Raw genomic sequence first — 18,171 nt, forward strand, 5'->3', positions numbered from 1 at the left:
GCGCGACGCGCATCTCGAACCGCTCAGGCCGCTATGGGCTTCTGCGCCCGGATCGACTGGAGCAGCCCCACCGCTATCCACACGGCGAACATCGACGAGCCGCCGTAGGAGACGAAGGGCAGCGGGAGTCCGGCCACGGGCATGATGCCGAGCGTCATCCCGATGTTCTCGAACGCCTGGAAGGCGAACCAGGCGATGATCCCGGCGGCGACGATGGTGCCGTACAGCTCGGTGGTGTCGCGGGCGATGCGGCACGCGCGCCACATCACGACCCCGAGCAGCACGAGGATCAGGCCCGCGCCGAGGAAGCCGAGCTCCTCGCCCGCGACGGTGAAGACGAAGTCGGTCTGCTGCTCGGGCACGAACTGGCCGGTGGTCTGGGTGCCTTCGAACAGGCCCTTTCCGAAGAGGCCGCCGGAGCCGATGGCGATCCGCGCCTGGTTGGTGTTGTAGCCGACTCCGGCCGGGTCCAGGGCGGGGTTCGCGAAGGCCGCGAACCGGTCGATCTGGTACTGGTCGAGTATCCCGAGCTGCCAGACGAGGACGGCGCCGAGTACGGCGGTGCCGATCAGGCCGGCGACCCAGCGGTTGGACGCGCCGGAGGCGAGCAGCACGGCGAGCACGATCACCGCCATGACCATCACCGAGCCCAGGTCGGGCATCAGCAGCACGATGGCGATGGGCAGCGCGGCCAGGCCCAGGGCCTGGACGACGGTGCGGTGGTCGGGGACGGCCCGGTCGCCCGCGTCCACCCGGGCCGCCAGCAGCATCGCCATCCCCAGGATGATGGTGATCTTGGCGAACTCGGAGGGCTGGAGGGAGAACCCGCCGCCGATCACGATCCAGGCGTGGGCGCCGTTGATGGTGGAGCCGAGCGGGGTGAGCACGGCCAGCACCAGCAGCACCGACAGCCCGTACAGGAACGGCACGGCGCCGCGCAGGGTGCGGTGGCCGAGCCAGATCGTGGCCACCATCAGCGCCAGCCCGATGCCGGTGTTCAGCACGTGCCGGAAGAGGAAGTAGTACGGGTCGCCCTGGTTGAGCTCGGTGCGGTTGCGGGTGGCGGAGTAGACCAGGGCCGAACCGATCGCGGACAGCGCGAGGGCGGACAGCAGCAGTATCCAGTCCAGCCTGCGCACGATGGAGTCGCGCGCCATGAGCTTGCCCAGCGTGCCGCGCTCGGGCGTGTACCGGCGGACGTATCCGGGGTGGGAGGCGCTCATTGGTCCTCCCGCCGTCCGCCGAGCCCGACCGCGACGTACGGCTTGCCGACCGGCTGGGCGTCGATGGTGCCGTCGGCCTCGATCTTGGGGAGCTTGGCCTGCGGCTGGTACAGCAGGGCCTTCTTCTTGTCGATCTTGCCGTCCTTGTCGATGCCGTACAGCGCGTTGTAGATGTTCCGGACGGCGGGGCCGGAGGCTCCGGAGCCGGTACCACCCTGCGAGATCGTCATCACGATCGCGTAGTCCTTGGTGTACGTCGCGAACCACGAGGTGGTCTGCTTGCCGTAGACCTCGGCCGTGCCGGTCTTGGCATGCATCGGGATCTTGTCCTGCGGCCAGCCGCCGAACCGCCAGGCCGCGGTGCCCCGGGTGGCGACGCCCGCCAGCGCATCGTCTATCAGCTTCCTGGTCTTGGCGTCCATGGGCAGCTTGCCGTGGGACTTGGGCTTGATCTCGTCGACCTTCTTGCCGTCGGAGCTGACGATGGCCTTGCCGACGGTCGGGTTGTAGAGGGTGCCGCCGTTGCTGATGGCCCCGTAGATGGTGGCCATCTGGATCGGGGTGACGAGGGTGTCGCCCTGGCCGATGGAGTAGTTGACGGCGTCACCGGCGCGCATCTTCATGCCTTCGAGGCAGTTCTCGTAGGCGATGCGCTCGGCGTAGTCGCCGTCCTTCTTGCCGTTCTTGCACCACGCCTTCTGGTTGGCCTTCCAGTAGTTCTTCTTCCACTGGCGGTCCGGGACGCGGCCGGTGACCTCGTTGGGGAGGTCGATGCCGGTCTCCTTGCCGAGGCCGAACTGGTGGGCGGTCTTGTAGAACCAGTCGGCGGGGTTCTTCTTGGGGTCGACCCCGCCGTCCTTCTGCCACTGCTTGTGCGCCAAGCCGTAGTAGACGGTGTCGCAGGAGACCTCGAGCGCCTGGCCGAGGGTGATGCTGCCGTGCCCCTTGGACTCGAAGTTCTTGAAGACCTGGCCGCCGATGCTGTACGAGCTGGGGCACGGGTAGCTGCCGTTGAACGGGTAGCCCGCGTTGACCGCGGCGGCCGTCGGGATCACCTTGAAGATCGAGCCGGGGGCGGCCTGCCCCTGGATGGCCCGGTTCAGCAGCGGGAAGTTGGAGTCCTTGCCCGTGAGCTTCTTGTAGTCCTTGGCGGAGATGCCGCCGACCCAGGCGTTGGGGTCGTAGGTCGGGTTGGACGCCATGGCGACGACCCGGCCGGTCTTGGCCTCCATCACCACGACCGCGCCCGCGTCGGCCTTGTAGTTGGTGCCCGTGTTCTTGTCGTGGACTTTACGGGCCTCCTTCATCGCCAGGTGCAGCTCCTTCTCGGCGACGGCCTGGACCCGGGAGTCGATGCTGGTGACCAGGTTGGCGCCGGGCTGTGCCTTGTCGCTCTCCCGCTGGCCGATGACCCGGCCGAGGTTGTCGACCTCGTAGCGGGTGACCCCGGCCTTGCCGCGCAGTTGCGCGTCGTAGGCGCGCTCCAGGCCGGAGCGGCCGATCTGGTCGGAGCGCAGCAGCGGCGACTCGCTGTCCTCGGCCTCCTTGATCTCGTCGTCGGTGACGGGCGAGAGGTAGCCCAGCACCTGGGCGGCGTTGGACTCGGCGGGCGCGGCGTAGCGGCGCACCGGTGTGGGCTCGGCGCTGATGCCGGGGAAGTCCTCGGCGCGCTCGCGGATCTGGAGGGCCTGCTGGGTGGTGGCCTCGTCCGTGATCGGGATGGGCTGGTACGGGGAGCCGTTCCAGCAGGGCTGCGGGGTCTCGGAGTCGCACAGCCGGACCTTGTCCATGACCTCCTTGGGGGTCATGTCGAGGACGTCGGCCAGCCGGGTGAGGACGGCCTTGCCGTCGTCCTTCATCTTCATCAGGTCGGTGCGGCTGGCGGAGACCACCAGGCGGGTCTCGTTGTCGGCGAGGGGGACGCCGCGCGCGTCCAGTATCGAGCCGCGGGTGGCGGGCTGGATGACCTGCTGGACGTGGTTGCTGGCGGCCTCGTCGCTGTACTCGTCGCCGTTGCGGATCTGGAGGTACCAGAGGCGTCCGCCGAGGGTGAGGAGGAGGGAGAAGACGAGGATCTGGATGGCGACGAGGCGGACGGTGACCCGGGTGGTCCGCCCGGTCTCGGGGATGTTGCTCACAGCCGCTTCACCCCTTTGACGCTTTTGACGCCCTTGACTCCCTTGACGCTCTTGGCGCGTCCGGCCTTCTGGGTTCCGATCCGGGCGGCCTTGCTCAGCCGGCCGGGGCGCAGCGAGGACCCGCCGGAGCTGATCCAGCCGTACGAGGTGTCGCCGCCGCCTCCGGAGCCGCCGGAGGCGTCCACCACCGGATCGTGGTCGGTACGGCGGGCGAGCGCCATGACCAGCGGCACGGTGAAGGGGGCCAGTAGCAGGTCGTACAGGGCGGCGGTGACGAGCAGCTTGACCAGCCCGGGGTGGCCGGCGGCGTCGTCGCCGACGAGGGAGCCGACGCCCGCGTACAGCAGGGCGGAGCCGATCGCGCCCGCGACGACCACGAGCATGGGACCCGTGGCGGAGCGGAGCTGGCCGGTCTCGGGCTTGGCCAGACCCGCGAGGTAGCCGATGACGCACAGCACCAGGGCGTACCGCCCGGCGGCGTGGTCGGCGGGCGGGGCGAAGTCGGCGAGCAGGCCCGCCCCGAAGCCGATCAGCGCGCCGCTGGTGTGCCCGTAGACCAGCGCCAGCGCGAGGACGACGAGCAGCAGCAGGTCGGGGACGGCGCCGGGGAGGTTGAGCCGGGCCAGGACGCACACCTGGGTGAGGAGCGCGACGAGCACGAGGAGGGTGGAGAGCAGGATCCGGTTGAGGCGCAGCATCGGTCAGCTCCTGGTGGCGACGTCGGTGCCGTCACTCGCGGGCGGGGGGGCCGTGACGGTGACCGTGGGGGTCGGCTTGGGCTTCTCCGGCCTGGGTGGCAGGACGGAGTCGCGCGGGTTCTCGCGCGGCGGCCGGGTGACGACACCGACGATGTCGAGTTTGGTGAAACCGACGAACGGGCGGACCTGGACGGTGCGGGTGAGGCCGCCGTCGGAGGGGTCGACGCGGACCACTTCACCGACGGGGACGCCGGGGACGAACGGCCGGTCGGCGCGGGAGCCGAAGGTGACCAGCCGGTCGCCCTTCTTGACCTTGGCCTTGCCGTTGAGGAGCTGGACGCGCAGCGGGCGGTCGCCCTGACCGGACGCGAAGCCGATCTCCCCGCTCTTCTCCATCCGGGTGCCGACGGTGAAGTCCGGGTCGCTGGCGAGCAGCACGGTGGCGGTGGAGCGGCCGACGGTGGTGACCCGGCCGACGAGGCCGTCGCCGTTGATGACGGTCATGTCGCGGCGGATGCCGTCCTTGGCTCCGACGTCGATGGTGACGGTCCAGGAGAAGCCCTGGGTGTTGCCGATGGCGATGACCTCGGCGCCGGTGACGCCGTAGCGACCCGCGCCCGCGGTCTTCATCAGCCGGTCGAACTCGGTGAGGCGGGCGCGGTTGCGGACGTCCGAGCCGAGCCGCTGTTTGAGTTCGGCGTTCTCGCGTTCCAGGTCGCTGATGCGGTCGTGCCGCTTGTCGGAGTCCCGTACGGCGGCGATGGCGTTGCCGACCGGGTCGACGACTCCGGCGACGCTGTTCTCCACCGGGCCGAAGACGTCGGCCGCGGTCTCCCGGGCACCGTCGAGGGGCGAGTCGTCGCCGCCTCGGATGTCCACCGTGATCAGTGCGAACGCGATGGCGACCAGCAGCACCAGCAGTAGCCGGCTCTCTCGTGTGTCCCTCACGTGCGGCGACGTGCCTTCCTCGTAGGAGTCGGACCTTATGGGGGTATATCAGCTTTCCGTCGGCGAGTGTGACCGGCGCCCGGCGAATGGTTACGCGGACTGACGCCGAGTCAGGTGCGCCGCGTCATCGGCACCGGGTCATCGACATCGGTCGCTCATCGGCTTGGGGTCATCGACGTCAGCCATCGGCTTCGGGTCGGCTGCCTCGGTCATCTGCGGGGCTGGGCGTCCAGCACCTGCTGCAGCGCCTCGAACTCCTCGACGCACTTGCCGGAGCCCAGCGCGACGGAGTCGAGCGGGTCCTCGGCGATGTGGATCGGCATGCCGGTCTCCCGGCGCAGCCGCTCGTCCAGGCCGCGGAGCAGCGCGCCGCCGCCGGTGAGGACGATGCCCCGGTCCATGACGTCGCCGGAGAGCTCGGGCGGGCACTTGTCGAGGGTGGTCTTGACCGCGTCCACGATGGAGTTGACCGGCTCCTCCATGGCCTTGCGGACCTCGGCGGCCGAGATCACCACGGTCTTGGGGAGGCCGCTGACCAGGTCGCGGCCGCGGATCTCGGTGTGCTCCTCGTCCTCGCTCTCGTACGCAGAGCCGATGGTGATCTTGATGTTCTCGGCGGTGCGCTCGCCCAGCAGGAGGCTGTACTCCTTCTTGACGTGCTGGATGATCGCGTTGTCCAACTCGTCGCCGGCCACCCGGATGGACTGTGCCGTGACGATTCCGCCGAGGGAGATGACGGCGACCTCGGTGGTGCCGCCGCCGATGTCCACGACCATGTTGCCGGTGGCCTCGTGGACGGGCAGGCCGGAGCCGATCGCGGCGGCCATCGGCTCCTCGATGATGTGCACCTGGCGGGCGCCCGCCTGGGTGGACGCCTCGATGACGGCGCGGCGCTCGACTCCGGTGATACCGGACGGCACGCAGACGACGACCCGGGGACGGGCGAGGTAGCGCCGCTTGTGGATCTTCAGAATGAAGTAGCGGAGCATCCGCTCGGTGATCTCGAAGTCGGCGATCACACCGTCCTTGAGCGGGCGGACGGCGACGATGTTGCCAGGAGTCCGGCCGATCATCTTCTTCGCCTCGGCGCCCACGGCGAGGATCCCGCCCGTGTTGGTGTTGATGGCGACGACTGACGGCTCGTTGAGGACGATCCCGCGGCCCCTGACGTACACCAGCGTGTTGGCGGTGCCGAGGTCGACAGCCATGTCACGGCCGATGAACGACATGTTGTTCCCCATGAGGATACGTCTGGCCTTCCCAACTGGAGCGAATGCTTACTTGAGGTCGGCAGGATGGGTGCGCTGCGCGCGCGGAAGCTTTCATCGTAGTCTCGGTCGCTCGATGACGACGCGAGGGTCCTCCGCCATTGTCAGCAGAACACGTCCCCGCCCCCGACCATGGTGACGTCGTGTCGGGGTGTCGCGTTCCCCCGATCGGCCCGCACATGCCGGGGGCAGCCGGAAAAATACGGCCACCCCCGGCCGGAGGGGGTCATTGTGTGACGAAGCGTCAGACGAACTCGGGTGTGTCAGACAAACCCGGAAGTGTCAAACAATCCGGAAGCACCCGGCAAACCCGGAAGTGTCAGGAGGTCCGCAGGCGTCAGGCGAGACCCGGGAAGAAGATCTTGATCTCGCGCTGCGCGGACTCCTCCGAGTCCGAGGCGTGGACCAGGTTCTCCCGGGTGATGGTGCCGAAGTCGCCGCGGATGGTGCCGCTGGGCGCCTGGATCGGGTCGGTGGGACCGGCCAGCACCCGCACGCCCTCGATCACCCGTTCGCCCTCGACGACCAGCGCGACGACCGGACCGGAGGCCATGAACTCCATCAGCGGCTCGTAGAACGGGCGCCCGACGTGCTCCGCGTAGTGCTGCTCCAGCGTGCCGCGGTCGAGGGTACGCAGCTCCAGCGCGGTGATGGACCAGTTCGCCTTGCGCTCGATCCGGCCGACGATCTCGCCGACCAAGCCCCGCCTGACCGCGTCGGGCTTGAGAAGGACGAGGGTGCGCTGGGTCATGGTGCGGCTCCTTGGAGGCATGAGGGCAGTCGGGGGCTGCGCGCCCGAGGCTCACAAGCGGTCGGGTGCAGTGCGCCCGAGGCTACATGGGCCCTGGGTGGGCCCCGAATCCGGCACCGCCATCATCAGGGGCCGATCATGACGCCTCGGCTACTCCCCGGCGCGGCCTCCCCCAGACTGGGTCCGGGAGGTGCCCCCAGAGGTAACCCCCGTCGACATTACGACGACGCCTGGGCGGCGAACCGTGCCTTCGCCTCGTCGACCTTCCGGCCGAAGTGCACCGAAGCCCACCACAGCCCGGTGAAGACCGCGCCCAGCACGAACATCGCGGGCACCACGAAACCGCTGAGGATCAGCGCGATCTGCAGCGCCCAGCCCACCTGTATCGCCCCGGGCCGGGACAGCACACCGCACAGCAGCACGCACAGCAGCATGGCCACGCCGCTGACCGCCCACACCGTCCCCGTCGACAGATCGGAGGTGTTCATCGCGACCAGCCCGGCGAAGCCGATCACCAGCACCTCGCCGATCAGCGTGCTCGCACACAGCGTCCGCATCTCAGCCCCTCCCCAGCAGCAGCCGCGCCTCGCCGACCGTGATCACCGAGCCGGTGACCAGCACGCCCGCTCCGGCGAACTCGCCTTCCTCCTCCGCCAGCGTGATCGCCGCCTCCAGGGCGTCGTCCAGCCGCGGTTCGACCTGGACGCGATCCGCGCCGAAGATGTCCACCGCGAGGGCGGCCAGCTCGTCCACGTCCATCGCCCGGTAGGTGGAGTTCTGAGTGATCACCACCTCGGTGAAGACCGGCTCGAACGCCTCCAACAGCCCGCGCACGTCCTTGCCCTGGGTGGTCCCCACGACCCCGATCAGCCGGCTGAAGCCGAACGCCTCGCCGACCCCCTCGGCGGCCACCAGGGCGCCCGCCGGGTTGTGGGCGGCGTCCAGCACCACGGTCGGACTGCGGCGCACGACCTCCAGCCGGCCCGGCGAGGTGACGGAGGCGAACGCCGAGCGGACAGTGTCGATGTCGAGCGTGCGGGCGTGCCGCGAGCCGATGCCGAAGAAGGCTTCGACGGCCGCCAGCGCCACCGCGGCGTTGTGCGCCTGGTGCGCGCCGTGCAGCGGCAGGAACAGCTCCGGGTACTCCCCGCCGAGACCGCGCAGCGTCATCTGCTGTCCGCCGACGGCGACCTCGCGGCTGAGGACCCCGAACTCCAGCCCCTCCCGCGCGACCGTGGCGTCCACCTCGACCGCCCGCTTGAGCAGCACCGACGCGGCGTCCACCGGCTGCTGGGCCAGCACCACGGTGGCGTCCTTCTTGATGATCCCGGCCTTCTCGGCCGCGATGTCCTCCGGTGTGGTGCCCAGCCGGTCGGTGTGGTCCAGCGCGATCGGAGTGACCACGGCGACGTCCGCGTCGATCACGTTGGTCGCGTCCCAGGTGCCCCCCATGCCGACCTCGACGACGGCGACGTCCACCGGCGCGTCGGCGAACGCCGCGTACGCCATGGCCGTCAGCACCTCGAAGAAGGACAGCCGGTAGTCCTGCTGGGCGTCGACCATCTCCACGTACGGCTTGATGTCCTGGTACGTCTCGATGAACCGCTCGGCGGACATCGGCGCCCCGTCCAGGCTGATCCGCTCGGTCACCGTCTGCACGTGCGGGCTCGTGTAGCGGCCGGTGCGCAGGTCGAAGGCGGCCAGCAGCGCCTCGATCATGCGGGCGGTGCTGGTCTTGCCGTTCGTGCCGGTGATGTGGATCGACGGGTACGCGCGCTGCGGCGAGCCGAGGATGTCCATCAGAGCCGCGATGCGCTGCACCGACGGGTCCAGCTTGGTCTCGCCCCAGCGGCCCGCGAGCTCCGTCTCGACCTCGCGCAGCGCCCGGTCGACCTCCGGGTCCTCCGGACGGCCGGGGACGTCCGCCTGCGGCGGCCCGGCCTGGGTGCGCAGGGTTCGGCTGCCGGCCTCGATGACAGCGAGGTCGGGGGTGGGGGTCCCCCCTGCCCGAGCGGAGTCGAGAGCTTGGGGGAGTGTCGTCTCCTCCTCGATCATCTCCTCGAACGGGTCGGGGACGGAGTCGGGGGCGTCGTTTCGTGGGGGCTCACTCACACCGACCAGTCTACGAGCCCCCTCTGACAACACCGGACAAGCCGAGGCCCCGCCGACTCGCGTGAGTCGGCGGGGCCTCGGCCTTGCGTCAGCCCTGCGGCAGCGCGGCCAGCTGAGCGGAGATCCGCTCGATGTCGGCCTCGGCGGCGGCCTTCCGGGTGCGGATCTTCTCCACCACGTGGTCCGGGGCCTTGGCCAGGAACGCCTCGTTGCCGAGCTTCGCCGTGGTCTGCGCCAGGTCCTTCTCGGCGGCGGCGAGGTCCTTGGCCAGCCGCTTGCGCTCGGCCGCCACGTCGATCGCGCCGGACAGGTCCAGCGCGACCGTCGCGCCCGCGACCGGCAGCGACGCGGTGGCCGTGAAGCCGTCCCCGGCCGGCTGGAGACGCAGCAGCGAGCGCATCGCGTCCTCGTGCGGCGCCAGCGCGGTGCCGGTGAGGTCGAGTCGGGCCGGGACCCGCTGGCCGGGCTGGAGTCCCTGGTCGGAGCGGAACCGGCGGACCTCGGTGACCACCTGCTGGACGGTCTCGATCTCCCGCTCGGCGGCGGGGTCGCGGAAGCCGCCCGGGGCGTCGGCCCCAGGAACAAGCACAGCGGTGGGCCACGCGGCGATGACGACCGACTCCTGGCCGGTCAGCGAGGTCCACAGGGTGTCGGTGACGAACGGGACCACCGGGTGCAGCAGCCGCAGCGTGACGTCCAGCACCTCGCCGAGGACCCGGCGCGAGGCGTCGGCCGCCGCGCCGCCCTTGGCGAAGGTGGTCTTGGACAGCTCGACGTACCAGTCGAAGACCTCGTCCCACGCGAAGTGGAACAGCGTGTCGGACAGCTTCGCGAACTGGTAGTCCTCGTAGTACGCGTCGACCTCGGCGACGACCGCGTTCAGCCGGGACAGGATCCAGCGGTCCTCGGCGCGCAGCTGCTCGGCGGGCGGCAGTTCGCCCTCGACCGTGGCGCCGTTCATCAGCGCGAAGCGGGTGGCGTTCCAGATCTTGTTGGCGAAGTTGCGGGAGCCCTGGACCCAGTCCTCGCCGATCGGCACGTCGACGCCGGGGTTGGCGCCGCGGGCCAGGGTGAAGCGCAGGGCGTCGGATCCGTACTTGTCCATCCAGTCCAGCGGGTTGACCGCGTTGCCGAAGGACTTCGACATCTTCTTGCCGAACTGGTCGCGGACCATGCCGTGCAGGGCGATGGTGTGGAACGGCGGGGTGCCGTCCATCGCGTACAGGCCGAACATCATCATCCGGACGACCCAGAAGAAGAGGATGTCGTAGCCGGTGACCAGGACGGAGTTCGGGTAGAACTTCTCGACGCTCTCGGTCTGCCCGGGCCAGCCCAGGGTGGAGAAGGGCCACAGGCCGGAGGAGAACCAGGTGTCCAGCACATCGCTGTCCTGCGTCCAGCCCTCGCCGCTCGGCGGCTCCTCGTCCGGTCCGACGCAGACGACCTCGCCGTCCGGTCCGTACCAGATCGGGATGCGGTGGCCCCACCACAGCTGGCGCGAGATGCACCAGTCGTGCATGTTGTCCACCCAGTCGAAGTAGCGCTTCGACATGTCCTCCGGGTGGATCTTCACCCGGCCGTCGCGGACCGCGTCCCCGGCGGCCTTGGCCAGCGGGCCGGTCCTGACCCACCACTGGAGGGACAGCCGCGGCTCGATCGTCGTCTTGCAGCGCGAGCAGTGGCCCACGGAGTGGGCGTACGGGCGCTTCTCGGCGACGATGCGGCCCTCGGCGCGCAGCGCGCCGACGATGGCGCTGCGCGCCTCCAGCCGGTCCAGGCCCTGGAACGGGCCGTGCACGGTGATGATCGCGTGCTCGTCCATGACGGTGAGGTTCGGCAGGCCGTGGCGCTGGCCGATCTCGAAGTCGTTGGGGTCGTGGGCCGGGGTGACCTTGACCGCGCCGGTGCCGAACTCGGGGTCGACGTGGGCGTCGGCGACGACCGGGATCCGGCGGCCGGTCAGCGGCAGCTCGATCTCGGTGCCGACCAGGTGCCGGTAGCGCTCGTCGTCGGGGTGGACGGCGACCGCCGTGTCACCGAGCATCGTCTCGGCGCGGGTGGTGGCGACCACGATGGAGCTGTCACCGTCGCCGTACCGGATGGACACCAACTCGCCGTCGTCGTCCTGGTACTCCACCTCGATGTCGGAGATGGCGGTCAGACAGCGCGGGCACCAGTTGATGATGCGCTCGGCGCGGTAGATCAGCTCGTCGTCGTAGAGCTTCTTGAAGATGGTCTGGACGGCCTTGGACAGGCCCTCGTCCATCGTGAAGCGCTCACGCGACCAGGCGACGCCATCGCCCAGCCGCCGCATCTGGCCGGAGATCTGCCCGCCGGACTCGGCCTTCCACTGCCAGACGCGCTCGACGAACGCCTCCCGGCCCAGGTCGTGCCGGGACTTGCCCTCCTTGGCCAGCTCGCGCTCGACGACGTTCTGGGTGGCGATGCCCGCGTGGTCCATGCCGGGCTGCCACAGCGTCTCGTGGCCCTGCATCCGCTTCCGGCGGGTGAGGGCGTCGATCAGGGTGTGCTCGAAGGCGTGGCCCAGGTGGAGGGAGCCGGTGACGTTCGGCGGCGGGATGACGACGGTGAAGGGCGGCTTGTCGCTCTTGGCGTCGGCCTCGAAGTAACCGCGCTCTACCCAGCGCTCGTACAGCTGCCCCTCTACGTCGGCCGGCGTGTACTGGGTCGGCAGTTCGGGGTGGCTGTTCGGCCCGCTCGCGGGGCTCTGCTGAGTGTTCTCGGTCACGACGGTCAGTCTACGGGCCCCGGCCACTCCGTTACGAACCCGTTGCCCTCCCGGGGTGAGGGGAGCCCAGGGCGTCCGGAAGGATGTTGCGAACATGTCGCGCGCAACGAAGACGCATCGAAGAGAGGCACCATGAGCTACCAGCAGCCGCCGCCGCAGCCCGGCCCCTACGGGGGACAGCCGGGGCCGTACGGCGCGGGCCAGCAGCCACAGGTGCCGAATCCTTACACCCAGCAGCCGGGTTACGGCTACCCGTCGCCGCAGCCGAATCCGTACGCCCAGCCGCAGCAGGGCAACCCTTACGGTCAGCCCGGTCCTTACGGCCAGCCCCAGCAGCCCGGCCCCGGCTTCCCCGGCCCCGCTCCCTACGGGCAGCAGCCCCCGCCCCGCCCCGGGAAGGGCAGGAAGATCGGCATAGCCGTCGGCGCGGTGGCCGCGGTGGCGGCGGCGGTCACCACCGTCGTCCTGGTCATGGGCGGCGGCGACAGCCGGTACAAGCTGACCACGCCCCAGACGGTCGCCGAGAAGTACGAGCGGCAGGGCAAGGGAACCGGCGACGAGGACCTGACCGACTCCGGCAAGGGCCAGTTGCAGAAGGTGCCCGTCGTCAAGAACGCGCATCTGGTGTCGGCCGAGTACGCGACGTCGGGCCAGGAGATGATGAAGTTCACCGGGGTCTGGGGCGAGGTCACCGACCCGCGGCGGGGGGCGGATCTCGCGCTCGCCGTTCTCATCAAGTCGCTGGAGGACGGGGGCAAGGCCGAGTCCCTGGGCACTGCCAAGGAGTTCACTCCGGAGAACTTCGACGGCGATGTGCTGAAGTGCCAGTCGATGAAGTTCGCCATCGACCAGGGATCCGCGGAGGCGCCCATCTGCGTCTGGGGCGATGAGGACACCCTCGGTGTCCTCGTGATGGCGGACCCGGCCGGAGCCGTCCTGGGCTCCAGGATGTCCCTTTCGAACGCGGCGGAACTCACGGCCAAGGTCCGCAACGACGCCCGCGTCGAGATCGACCAGTAGCAGCCGGCGCGAAGAACAGAGAACGAGGACAGAGATGAGCTACAACCAGCCGGGCCCCTACGGTCAGCCGCAGCAACCCAACCCCTACGGCCAGGGCGGCGCGGCCGGCCAGCCGGGGTACGGCTACCCGCCGCCGCAGCCGAACCCGTACGCCCAGCCCCAGCCCCAGCAGCCGCCGCAGCCGGGTTACGGCTACCCGCAGCAGCCGGGCCAGCCGGACCCGTACGGCCAGCAGCCGGGCCAGCCCGCGCCCTACGGCCAGCCGATGCCGCCCGTGCCGGTGCCGCCCAACGGCGGCAACAAGAACAAGACCATAGCCCTCGTGATCGGCTCCCTGGTCGTCATAGGCGCGATCATCGGCGGCGTCGTCCTGTTCACCGGCGGCGACGATGACGACAAGGACGCCAAGGGCAAGGACGACCCGAAGGTCACCATCCCCGGCAAGACCGGCGACAACGGCGGCACCGGCGGATCGCCCACCCCTGACACCAAGAAGTACAAGCTGGACACCCCCTGACGGTGGCCGGCACCTGGACGCGCGTCGGCGAGGGCAAGGACGAGTCGGACCTGTCCGAGGAGGACAAGCTCAAGCAGCAGCAGATCCCGGGGATCGAGGATCCGCACCCGGTGGGTGCCAGCTACCGCGGCTCGGGCACCGCCTCGAGTTCGCAGCTGCGTTTCAGCGGCTCGTGGGGGAACATCACCGACCCGGAGAAGGCCGTGGACGTGGCGTTCCAGAAGGAGACCGAGTCCGCCCAGCAGACCGGCGCGCGCTACAAGATCGAGCCGCAGGGCAGCCCGCAGAAGTTCACTCCCACCGGGTTCGACGGCACCGTGATGAAGTGCCAGGTCTTCAAGGTGATCTCCGGCACCGAGTCCGGCCAGCTGCCGCTGTGCATCTGGGGCGACTCCAGCACGGTCGCGGAGGTGACGGTGCTCGCCAAGACGCCGGCGGAGAGCCGGGCCCTGACGCTGGAGCGGGTGGCCGAGGTGGCCGCCGCGGTCCGCAAGGACACCCGCGTACCCACCTCGTAACGGCACAGAGCAGCAGCGCACGCAGTCCACCGGCCACCGGCCATCGCAATCCCCGAGAGGCACCCATGAGCTACAACCAGCCCCCGCCGCAGCCCGGTCCCTACGGCGGCGGTCAGCCCAACCCGTACGGCGGAGCCCAGCCCCCGGCGAACACCCCCAACCCGTACGCCCAGCCGCAGCAGCCGCCGCAGCCGGGTTACGGCTACCCGCAGCAGCCCGGCCAGCCGGACCCGTACGGCCAGCAGCCGGGCCAGCCCGCGCCCTACGGCCAGCCGATGCCGCCCGTGCCGGTGCCGCCCAACGGCGGCAACAAGAACAAGACCATAGCCCTCGTGATCGGCTCCCTGGTCGTCATAGGCGCGATCATCGGCGGCGTCGTCCTGTTCACCGGCGGCGACGATGACGACAAGGACGCCAAGGGCAAGGACGACCCGAAGGTCACCATCCCCGGCGGCAACGGCGGCGACAGCGGATCGCCCAGCCCCAGCGCGAGCCCGAGCCCCAGCGCGTCGCCGACCCCCGACAACCAGAAGTACAAGCTGGACATCCCGCTGACCCTCACCGGGGGCTGGAAGCGTGACGGCGAGCCGAAGACCGGCAGCGGGTCGGTTCCGGGCATGTCCTCGCAAGGCGCGGACTACGCGGGTTCGGGCGGCAACGAGGGCGACAAGCTCAGGTTCGTGGGCTCGTACGGGAACGTCACTTCCCCCGAGACCACTGTGGACCAGGCGTTCGCCATCGAGGCCAAGAACATGAAGCGGGCCAGCACCGCGAGCTTCAAGTTCACGCCGGTGGGCTCCCCGGAGAAGGTCACCCCCGAGGGTTTCGACGGCACGGTGATGAAGTGCCAGATGTTCAAGATCACGTCGGGCTCGGAATCGGGCCAGCTGCCGATCTGCATCTGGGGCGACTCCAGCACGATGGGCGAGGTGACGCACTTCGCCGACACGTCGACGGAGAGCAGCTCCCTGACGCTTGAGGACCACGCCGCCCTGACCACGAAGGTGCGTCAGCAGGTCCGCGTTCCGGCCTCGTAACGGCACAGAGCAGCGCACGCAGCCCAAGTCCACCGGCCACCGCGAGCCCGAGAGGCACCCATGAGCTACAACCAGCCACCGCCGCAGCCCGGTCCCTACGGCGGCGGTCAGCCCAACCCGTACGGCGGAGCCCAGCAGCCTCCGGCGGACACGCCCAACCCGTACGCCCAGCCGCAGCAGCCGGGTTACGGCTATCCGCAGCAGGCTCCGCAGCAGCCGGGCTACGGCTACCCGCAGCAGCAGCCCGCTCAGCCGGGCTACGGGTATCCGCAAGCGCAGTCCGGCGGCTACCCGCAGCCGGGCCAGCCCGGTCAGCCGCCGGTCCCACCGGCGACCCCCGGCGGCCGCAAGGACCGCACCAAGGTGATCGCGATCGCGTCGGCGGGCGTGGTGGTCGTCGGCGCGATCGTCGTCGGCGCGGTCTTCCTGACCGGCGGGGGCGAGGAGGACGTGAAGGCGATGAAGCTGGAGACGCCCAAGGAGCTGGGCAAGGGCACCTACAAGCGGGACAAGGGCACTGAGGAGCTCAAGAAGGACGGCAAGAGCGTGCAGGGCAGCCTGCCGGAGGGTGCCACCTCGGTGCTGGCCACCTACAAGCACGCGGATGACGAGAACTCCAGCCTGTCGTTCTCCGGCGTGTACGGGGAGTTCAGTGACCCCGAGAAGGTCCAGGACCAGATGTTCAAGGCCTACACGGGCGCCGACAAGAACGCGAAGGTCGAGAAGCAGCCGAAGGCCTACCCGCCCAACGGCTCTGACGGTCCGTCGCTGAAGTGCGCTGTCGTCAAGATGTACGGCGAGTACTACGCGCCGGTGTGCACCTGGGCGGAGAAGTCCGACGCCGCGATGGTGCTGGACCTGAACGCGGACCACATCGACGTGACCGACGTCGACGTGGACGCCTTCGCCAAGGTGGTCGCGGGCATCTACAAGGAGACCCGCAAGCCCGCGTAAAGCGCCCTGCGGCCGCCATCCGCGGAACGTTCCCCACACGAAAGGGGGCGCCCGGCCTGTTGTCGGGCGCCCCCTTTTTCGTGTCAGCGGCGCGTCACGCGCTCTTCTCGTGCCGCTCCCCCGGCTCGCCGCCGCGGGTGCGCGGGACCAGCGTCGGGTTGACGTTGGAGTGGACGACGTCGGCGGTGATGACGACGCGGGCGACGTCCTTGCGGGACGGCACCTCGTACATCACCGACATCAGGACCTCTTCCATGATGGCGCGCAGGCCGCGGGCGCCGGTGCCGCGCAGGATCGCCTGGTCGGCGATGGCCTCCAGGGCCGGGCGGTCGAAGTCCAGCTCCACGCCGTCGAGTTCGAACAGCCGCTGGTACTGCTTGACCAGCGCGTTCCGCGGCTCGACCAGGATCTGGAGGAGGGCCTCGCGGTCGAGGTTGTGCACGGAGGTGATGACGGGGAGTCGGCCGATGAACTCCGGGATCATCCCGAACTTCACCAGGTCCTCCGGCATGACCTCCTGGAACTGGTCGCTGGCCTCGATCTCGCGCTTGGAGCGGATGGTGGCGCCGAAGCCGATGCCCTTGGCACCGGCCCGCGACTCGATGATCTTCTCCAGACCGGCGAACGCACCGCCCACGATGAACAGCACGTTCGTGGTGTCGATCTGGATGAACTCCTGGTGCGGGTGCTTGCGGCCGCCCTGCGGCGGCACGGAGGCGGTGGTGCCCTCCAGGATCTTCAGCAGCGCCTGCTGGACGCCCTCGCCCGAGACGTCACGGGTGATCGACGGGTTTTCGCTCTTACGGGCGACCTTGTCGATCTCGTCGATGTAGATGATGCCGGTCTCGGCCTTCTTGACGTCGTAGTCGGCGGCCTGGATCAGCTTGAGGAGGATGTTCTCCACGTCCTCGCCCACGTACCCCGCCTCGGTGAGGGCGGTGGCGTCGGCGATCGCGAAGGGGACGTTGAGCATCCGGGCGAGGGTCTGCGCGAGCAGGGTCTTGCCGGAACCGGTAGGACCGAGCAGCAGGATGTTGGACTTGGCCAGCTCGATGCCGTCGTCGCGGTTGTGGCTGCCGTTCTCGCCCGCCTGGACCCGCTTGTAGTGGTTGTAGACGGCAACGGACAGAGCCTTCTTCGCTGCCTCCTGGCCGACCACGTAGCCCTCGAGGAACTCGTAGATCTCGCGAGGTTTGGGCAGCTCCTCCCAACGCACCTCGGAGGTCTCGGCGAGCTCCTCCTCGATGATCTCGTTGCAGAGGTCGATGCATTCGTCGCAGATGTACACACCGGGACCTGCGATGAGCTTCTTCACCTGCTTCTGGCTCTTTCCGCAGAACGAGCACTTGAGCAGGTCGCCGCCGTCACCGATGCGTGCCACGAGGTGCTTCCCCTTCGCCTGGGATCCGCTTTGCTCCGCGGACCCGGGTGCTTGCGCTGCGCTTCACGGGGGCCAGGCCCCCAGCCCTATGACGGTACCCTGCCGGGCCCGGTGTGCGGGCCCCCCTTGGACCGACTCGGTCCAAGGGGGTACGTCAAAGGCGTGTCACCCCAGGCCCACAGAGGTCTTACGCGTCGACACGATCTGGTCGACCAGGCCGTACGCCAGGGACTCCTCGGCGGTGAGGATCTTGTCCCGCTCGATGTCGTCCCGGATCTTCTCGATCGGCGTGGTGGAGTGCTTGGCCAGCATCTCCTCCAGCTGCGAACGCATCCGCAGGATCTCGTTGGCCGCGATCTCCAGGTCGGAGACCTGGCCGCGCCCGGTCTCGCTGTACGGCTGGTGGATCAGCACACGGGCGTTGGGCAGCGCCATCCGCTTACCGGGCGTGCCGGCGGCGAGCAGCACGGCCGCGGCGGACGCCGCCTGACCCATGCAGACCGTCTGGATGTCGGGCTTCACGAACTGCATCGTGTCGTAGATGGCGGTCAGCGCGGTGAACGAGCCGCCGGGCGAGTTGATGTAGATCGAGATGTCGCGGTCGGGGTCCATCGACTCCAGGCACAGCAGCTGCGCCATGACGTCGTTGGCGGAGGCGTCGTCGATCTGGACGCCCAGGAAGATCACGCGCTCCTCGAAGAGCTTCGCGTACGGGTCGTACTCGCGGACGCCCTGGGAGGTGCGCTCCACGAAGCGCGGGACGACGTAGCGCGACTCGGCGGTGGGGCCGGTGTAGCGGGTCTGCGGAGGGGTGTGGAAGCCGCCGCCGGAGAGGGAGCCGGGGATGTTGTTCATCT

16 protein-coding genes are annotated in these 18,171 nt (G+C 69.6%); 5 read left to right on the forward strand and 11 right to left on the reverse strand.

Annotation, left to right across the window (positions count from 1 at the left end):
• Positions 1-23: 23 nt before the first annotated feature.
• The 9 genes from rodA to Q3Y56_RS10635 form a co-directional block, all read right to left on the reverse strand.
• A complete protein-coding gene (gene rodA / locus Q3Y56_RS10595; protein WP_304461703.1) occupies positions 24-1,223 on the reverse strand; it encodes a rod shape-determining protein RodA in 1,200 nt (399 codons plus the stop codon).
• Entirely contained in the window at positions 1,220-3,361 is a 2,142-nt protein-coding gene (gene mrdA / locus Q3Y56_RS10600) for a penicillin-binding protein 2 (protein ID WP_304461704.1), read from the reverse strand. The genes rodA and mrdA overlap by 4 nt, the downstream gene beginning before the upstream one ends.
• Entirely contained in the window at positions 3,358-4,056 is a 699-nt protein-coding gene (gene mreD / locus Q3Y56_RS10605) for a rod shape-determining protein MreD (protein WP_304465544.1), read from the reverse strand. Before mreD ends, mrdA begins: the two co-directional genes overlap by 4 nt.
• A gap of 6 nt (positions 4,057-4,062) precedes the next feature.
• Positions 4,063-5,007 carry a rod shape-determining protein MreC gene (gene mreC, locus Q3Y56_RS10610; protein ID WP_304461705.1) on the reverse strand — a complete coding sequence of 315 codons (945 nt, stop codon included), beginning with the start codon at positions 5,005-5,007 and terminating at the stop codon, positions 4,063-4,065.
• A gap of 209 nt (positions 5,008-5,216) precedes the next feature.
• Entirely contained in the window at positions 5,217-6,236 is a 1,020-nt protein-coding gene (locus tag Q3Y56_RS10615) for a rod shape-determining protein (protein ID WP_304465545.1), read from the reverse strand.
• 376 nt (positions 6,237-6,612) lie between these two features.
• Entirely contained in the window at positions 6,613-7,026 is a 414-nt protein-coding gene (ndk, locus tag Q3Y56_RS10620) for a nucleoside-diphosphate kinase (protein WP_304461706.1), read from the reverse strand.
• Positions 7,027-7,244: 218 nt separating this feature from the next.
• Positions 7,245-7,583, reverse strand: a complete 339-nt coding sequence (locus Q3Y56_RS10625) for a DUF4233 domain-containing protein (RefSeq protein ID WP_304461707.1) — start codon at positions 7,581-7,583, stop codon at positions 7,245-7,247.
• Position 7,584: 1 nt separating this feature from the next.
• Positions 7,585-9,138: a folylpolyglutamate synthase/dihydrofolate synthase family protein gene (locus Q3Y56_RS10630; protein ID WP_304461708.1), complete on the reverse strand. Its 1,554-nt coding sequence runs from the start codon at positions 9,136-9,138 to the stop codon at positions 7,585-7,587.
• A gap of 88 nt (positions 9,139-9,226) precedes the next feature.
• Positions 9,227-11,887, reverse strand: coding sequence for a valine--tRNA ligase (locus Q3Y56_RS10635; protein WP_304461709.1), 2,661 nt, complete (start codon positions 11,885-11,887; stop codon positions 9,227-9,229).
• Positions 11,888-12,019: 132 nt separating this feature from the next.
• Here Q3Y56_RS10635 and Q3Y56_RS10640 point away from each other — a divergent pair, with 132 nt between their 5' ends.
• The 5 genes from Q3Y56_RS10640 (at position 12,020) to Q3Y56_RS10660 (ending at position 15,933) form a co-directional block, all read left to right on the forward strand.
• The gene (locus tag Q3Y56_RS10640) at positions 12,020-12,907 is read left to right on the forward strand and encodes a hypothetical protein (RefSeq protein ID WP_304461710.1); all 888 of its coding nucleotides are present in this window, start codon (positions 12,020-12,022) and stop codon (positions 12,905-12,907) included.
• A gap of 34 nt (positions 12,908-12,941) precedes the next feature.
• Positions 12,942-13,424: a hypothetical protein gene (locus tag Q3Y56_RS33425; protein ID WP_369696732.1), complete on the forward strand. Its 483-nt coding sequence runs from the start codon at positions 12,942-12,944 to the stop codon at positions 13,422-13,424.
• 2 nt (positions 13,425-13,426) lie between these two features.
• Positions 13,427-13,942 (forward strand): hypothetical protein, encoded by a 516-nt coding sequence (locus tag Q3Y56_RS10650; RefSeq protein ID WP_304461711.1) that lies wholly within the window; start codon positions 13,427-13,429, stop codon positions 13,940-13,942.
• Between the two features lie 65 nt (positions 13,943-14,007).
• Positions 14,008-14,979 (forward strand): hypothetical protein, encoded by a 972-nt coding sequence (locus tag Q3Y56_RS10655; protein ID WP_304461712.1) that lies wholly within the window; start codon positions 14,008-14,010, stop codon positions 14,977-14,979.
• A 60-nt stretch (positions 14,980-15,039) separates the two neighbouring features.
• Entirely contained in the window at positions 15,040-15,933 is an 894-nt protein-coding gene (locus tag Q3Y56_RS10660) for a hypothetical protein (RefSeq protein ID WP_304461713.1), read from the forward strand.
• A 94-nt stretch (positions 15,934-16,027) separates the two neighbouring features.
• Here Q3Y56_RS10660 and clpX read toward each other — a convergent pair whose 3' ends face one another.
• Positions 16,028-17,314, reverse strand: a complete 1,287-nt coding sequence (gene clpX, locus Q3Y56_RS10665; RefSeq protein WP_304461714.1) for an ATP-dependent Clp protease ATP-binding subunit ClpX — start codon at positions 17,312-17,314, stop codon at positions 16,028-16,030.
• 165 nt (positions 17,315-17,479) lie between these two features.
• On the reverse strand, positions 17,480-18,169 hold the full coding sequence (locus Q3Y56_RS10670; protein ID WP_304465546.1) for an ATP-dependent Clp protease proteolytic subunit: 690 nt from the start codon (positions 18,167-18,169) through the stop codon (positions 17,480-17,482).
• Positions 18,170-18,171 lie beyond the last annotated feature (2 nt).

It is taken from the genome of Streptomyces sp. XD-27, assembly GCF_030553055.1.
GTDB lineage: Bacteria > Actinomycetota > Actinomycetes > Streptomycetales > Streptomycetaceae > Streptomyces.

Excerpts from the sequence above, each read along its gene's own strand:
- ndk (WP_304461706.1), bottom strand. The coding sequence starts at position 7,026 with ATGACCCAGCGCACCCTCGTCCTTCTCAAGCCCGACGCGGTCAGGCGG.
- Q3Y56_RS10625 (WP_304461707.1), bottom strand. The coding sequence starts at position 7,583 with ATGCGGACGCTGTGTGCGAGCACGCTGATCGGCGAGGTGCTGGTGATC.
- Q3Y56_RS10670 (WP_304465546.1), bottom strand. The coding sequence starts at position 18,169 with ATGAACAACATCCCCGGCTCCCTCTCCGGCGGCGGCTTCCACACCCCT.
- Q3Y56_RS33425 (WP_369696732.1), top strand. The coding sequence starts at position 12,942 with ATGAGCTACAACCAGCCGGGCCCCTACGGTCAGCCGCAGCAACCCAAC.
- Q3Y56_RS10640 (WP_304461710.1), top strand. The coding sequence starts at position 12,020 with ATGAGCTACCAGCAGCCGCCGCCGCAGCCCGGCCCCTACGGGGGACAG.
- Q3Y56_RS10660 (WP_304461713.1), top strand. The coding sequence starts at position 15,040 with ATGAGCTACAACCAGCCACCGCCGCAGCCCGGTCCCTACGGCGGCGGT.
- Q3Y56_RS10655 (WP_304461712.1), top strand. The coding sequence starts at position 14,008 with ATGAGCTACAACCAGCCCCCGCCGCAGCCCGGTCCCTACGGCGGCGGT.
- rodA (WP_304461703.1), bottom strand. The coding sequence starts at position 1,223 with ATGAGCGCCTCCCACCCCGGATACGTCCGCCGGTACACGCCCGAGCGC.
- Q3Y56_RS10615 (WP_304465545.1), bottom strand. The coding sequence starts at position 6,236 with ATGTCGTTCATCGGCCGTGACATGGCTGTCGACCTCGGCACCGCCAAC.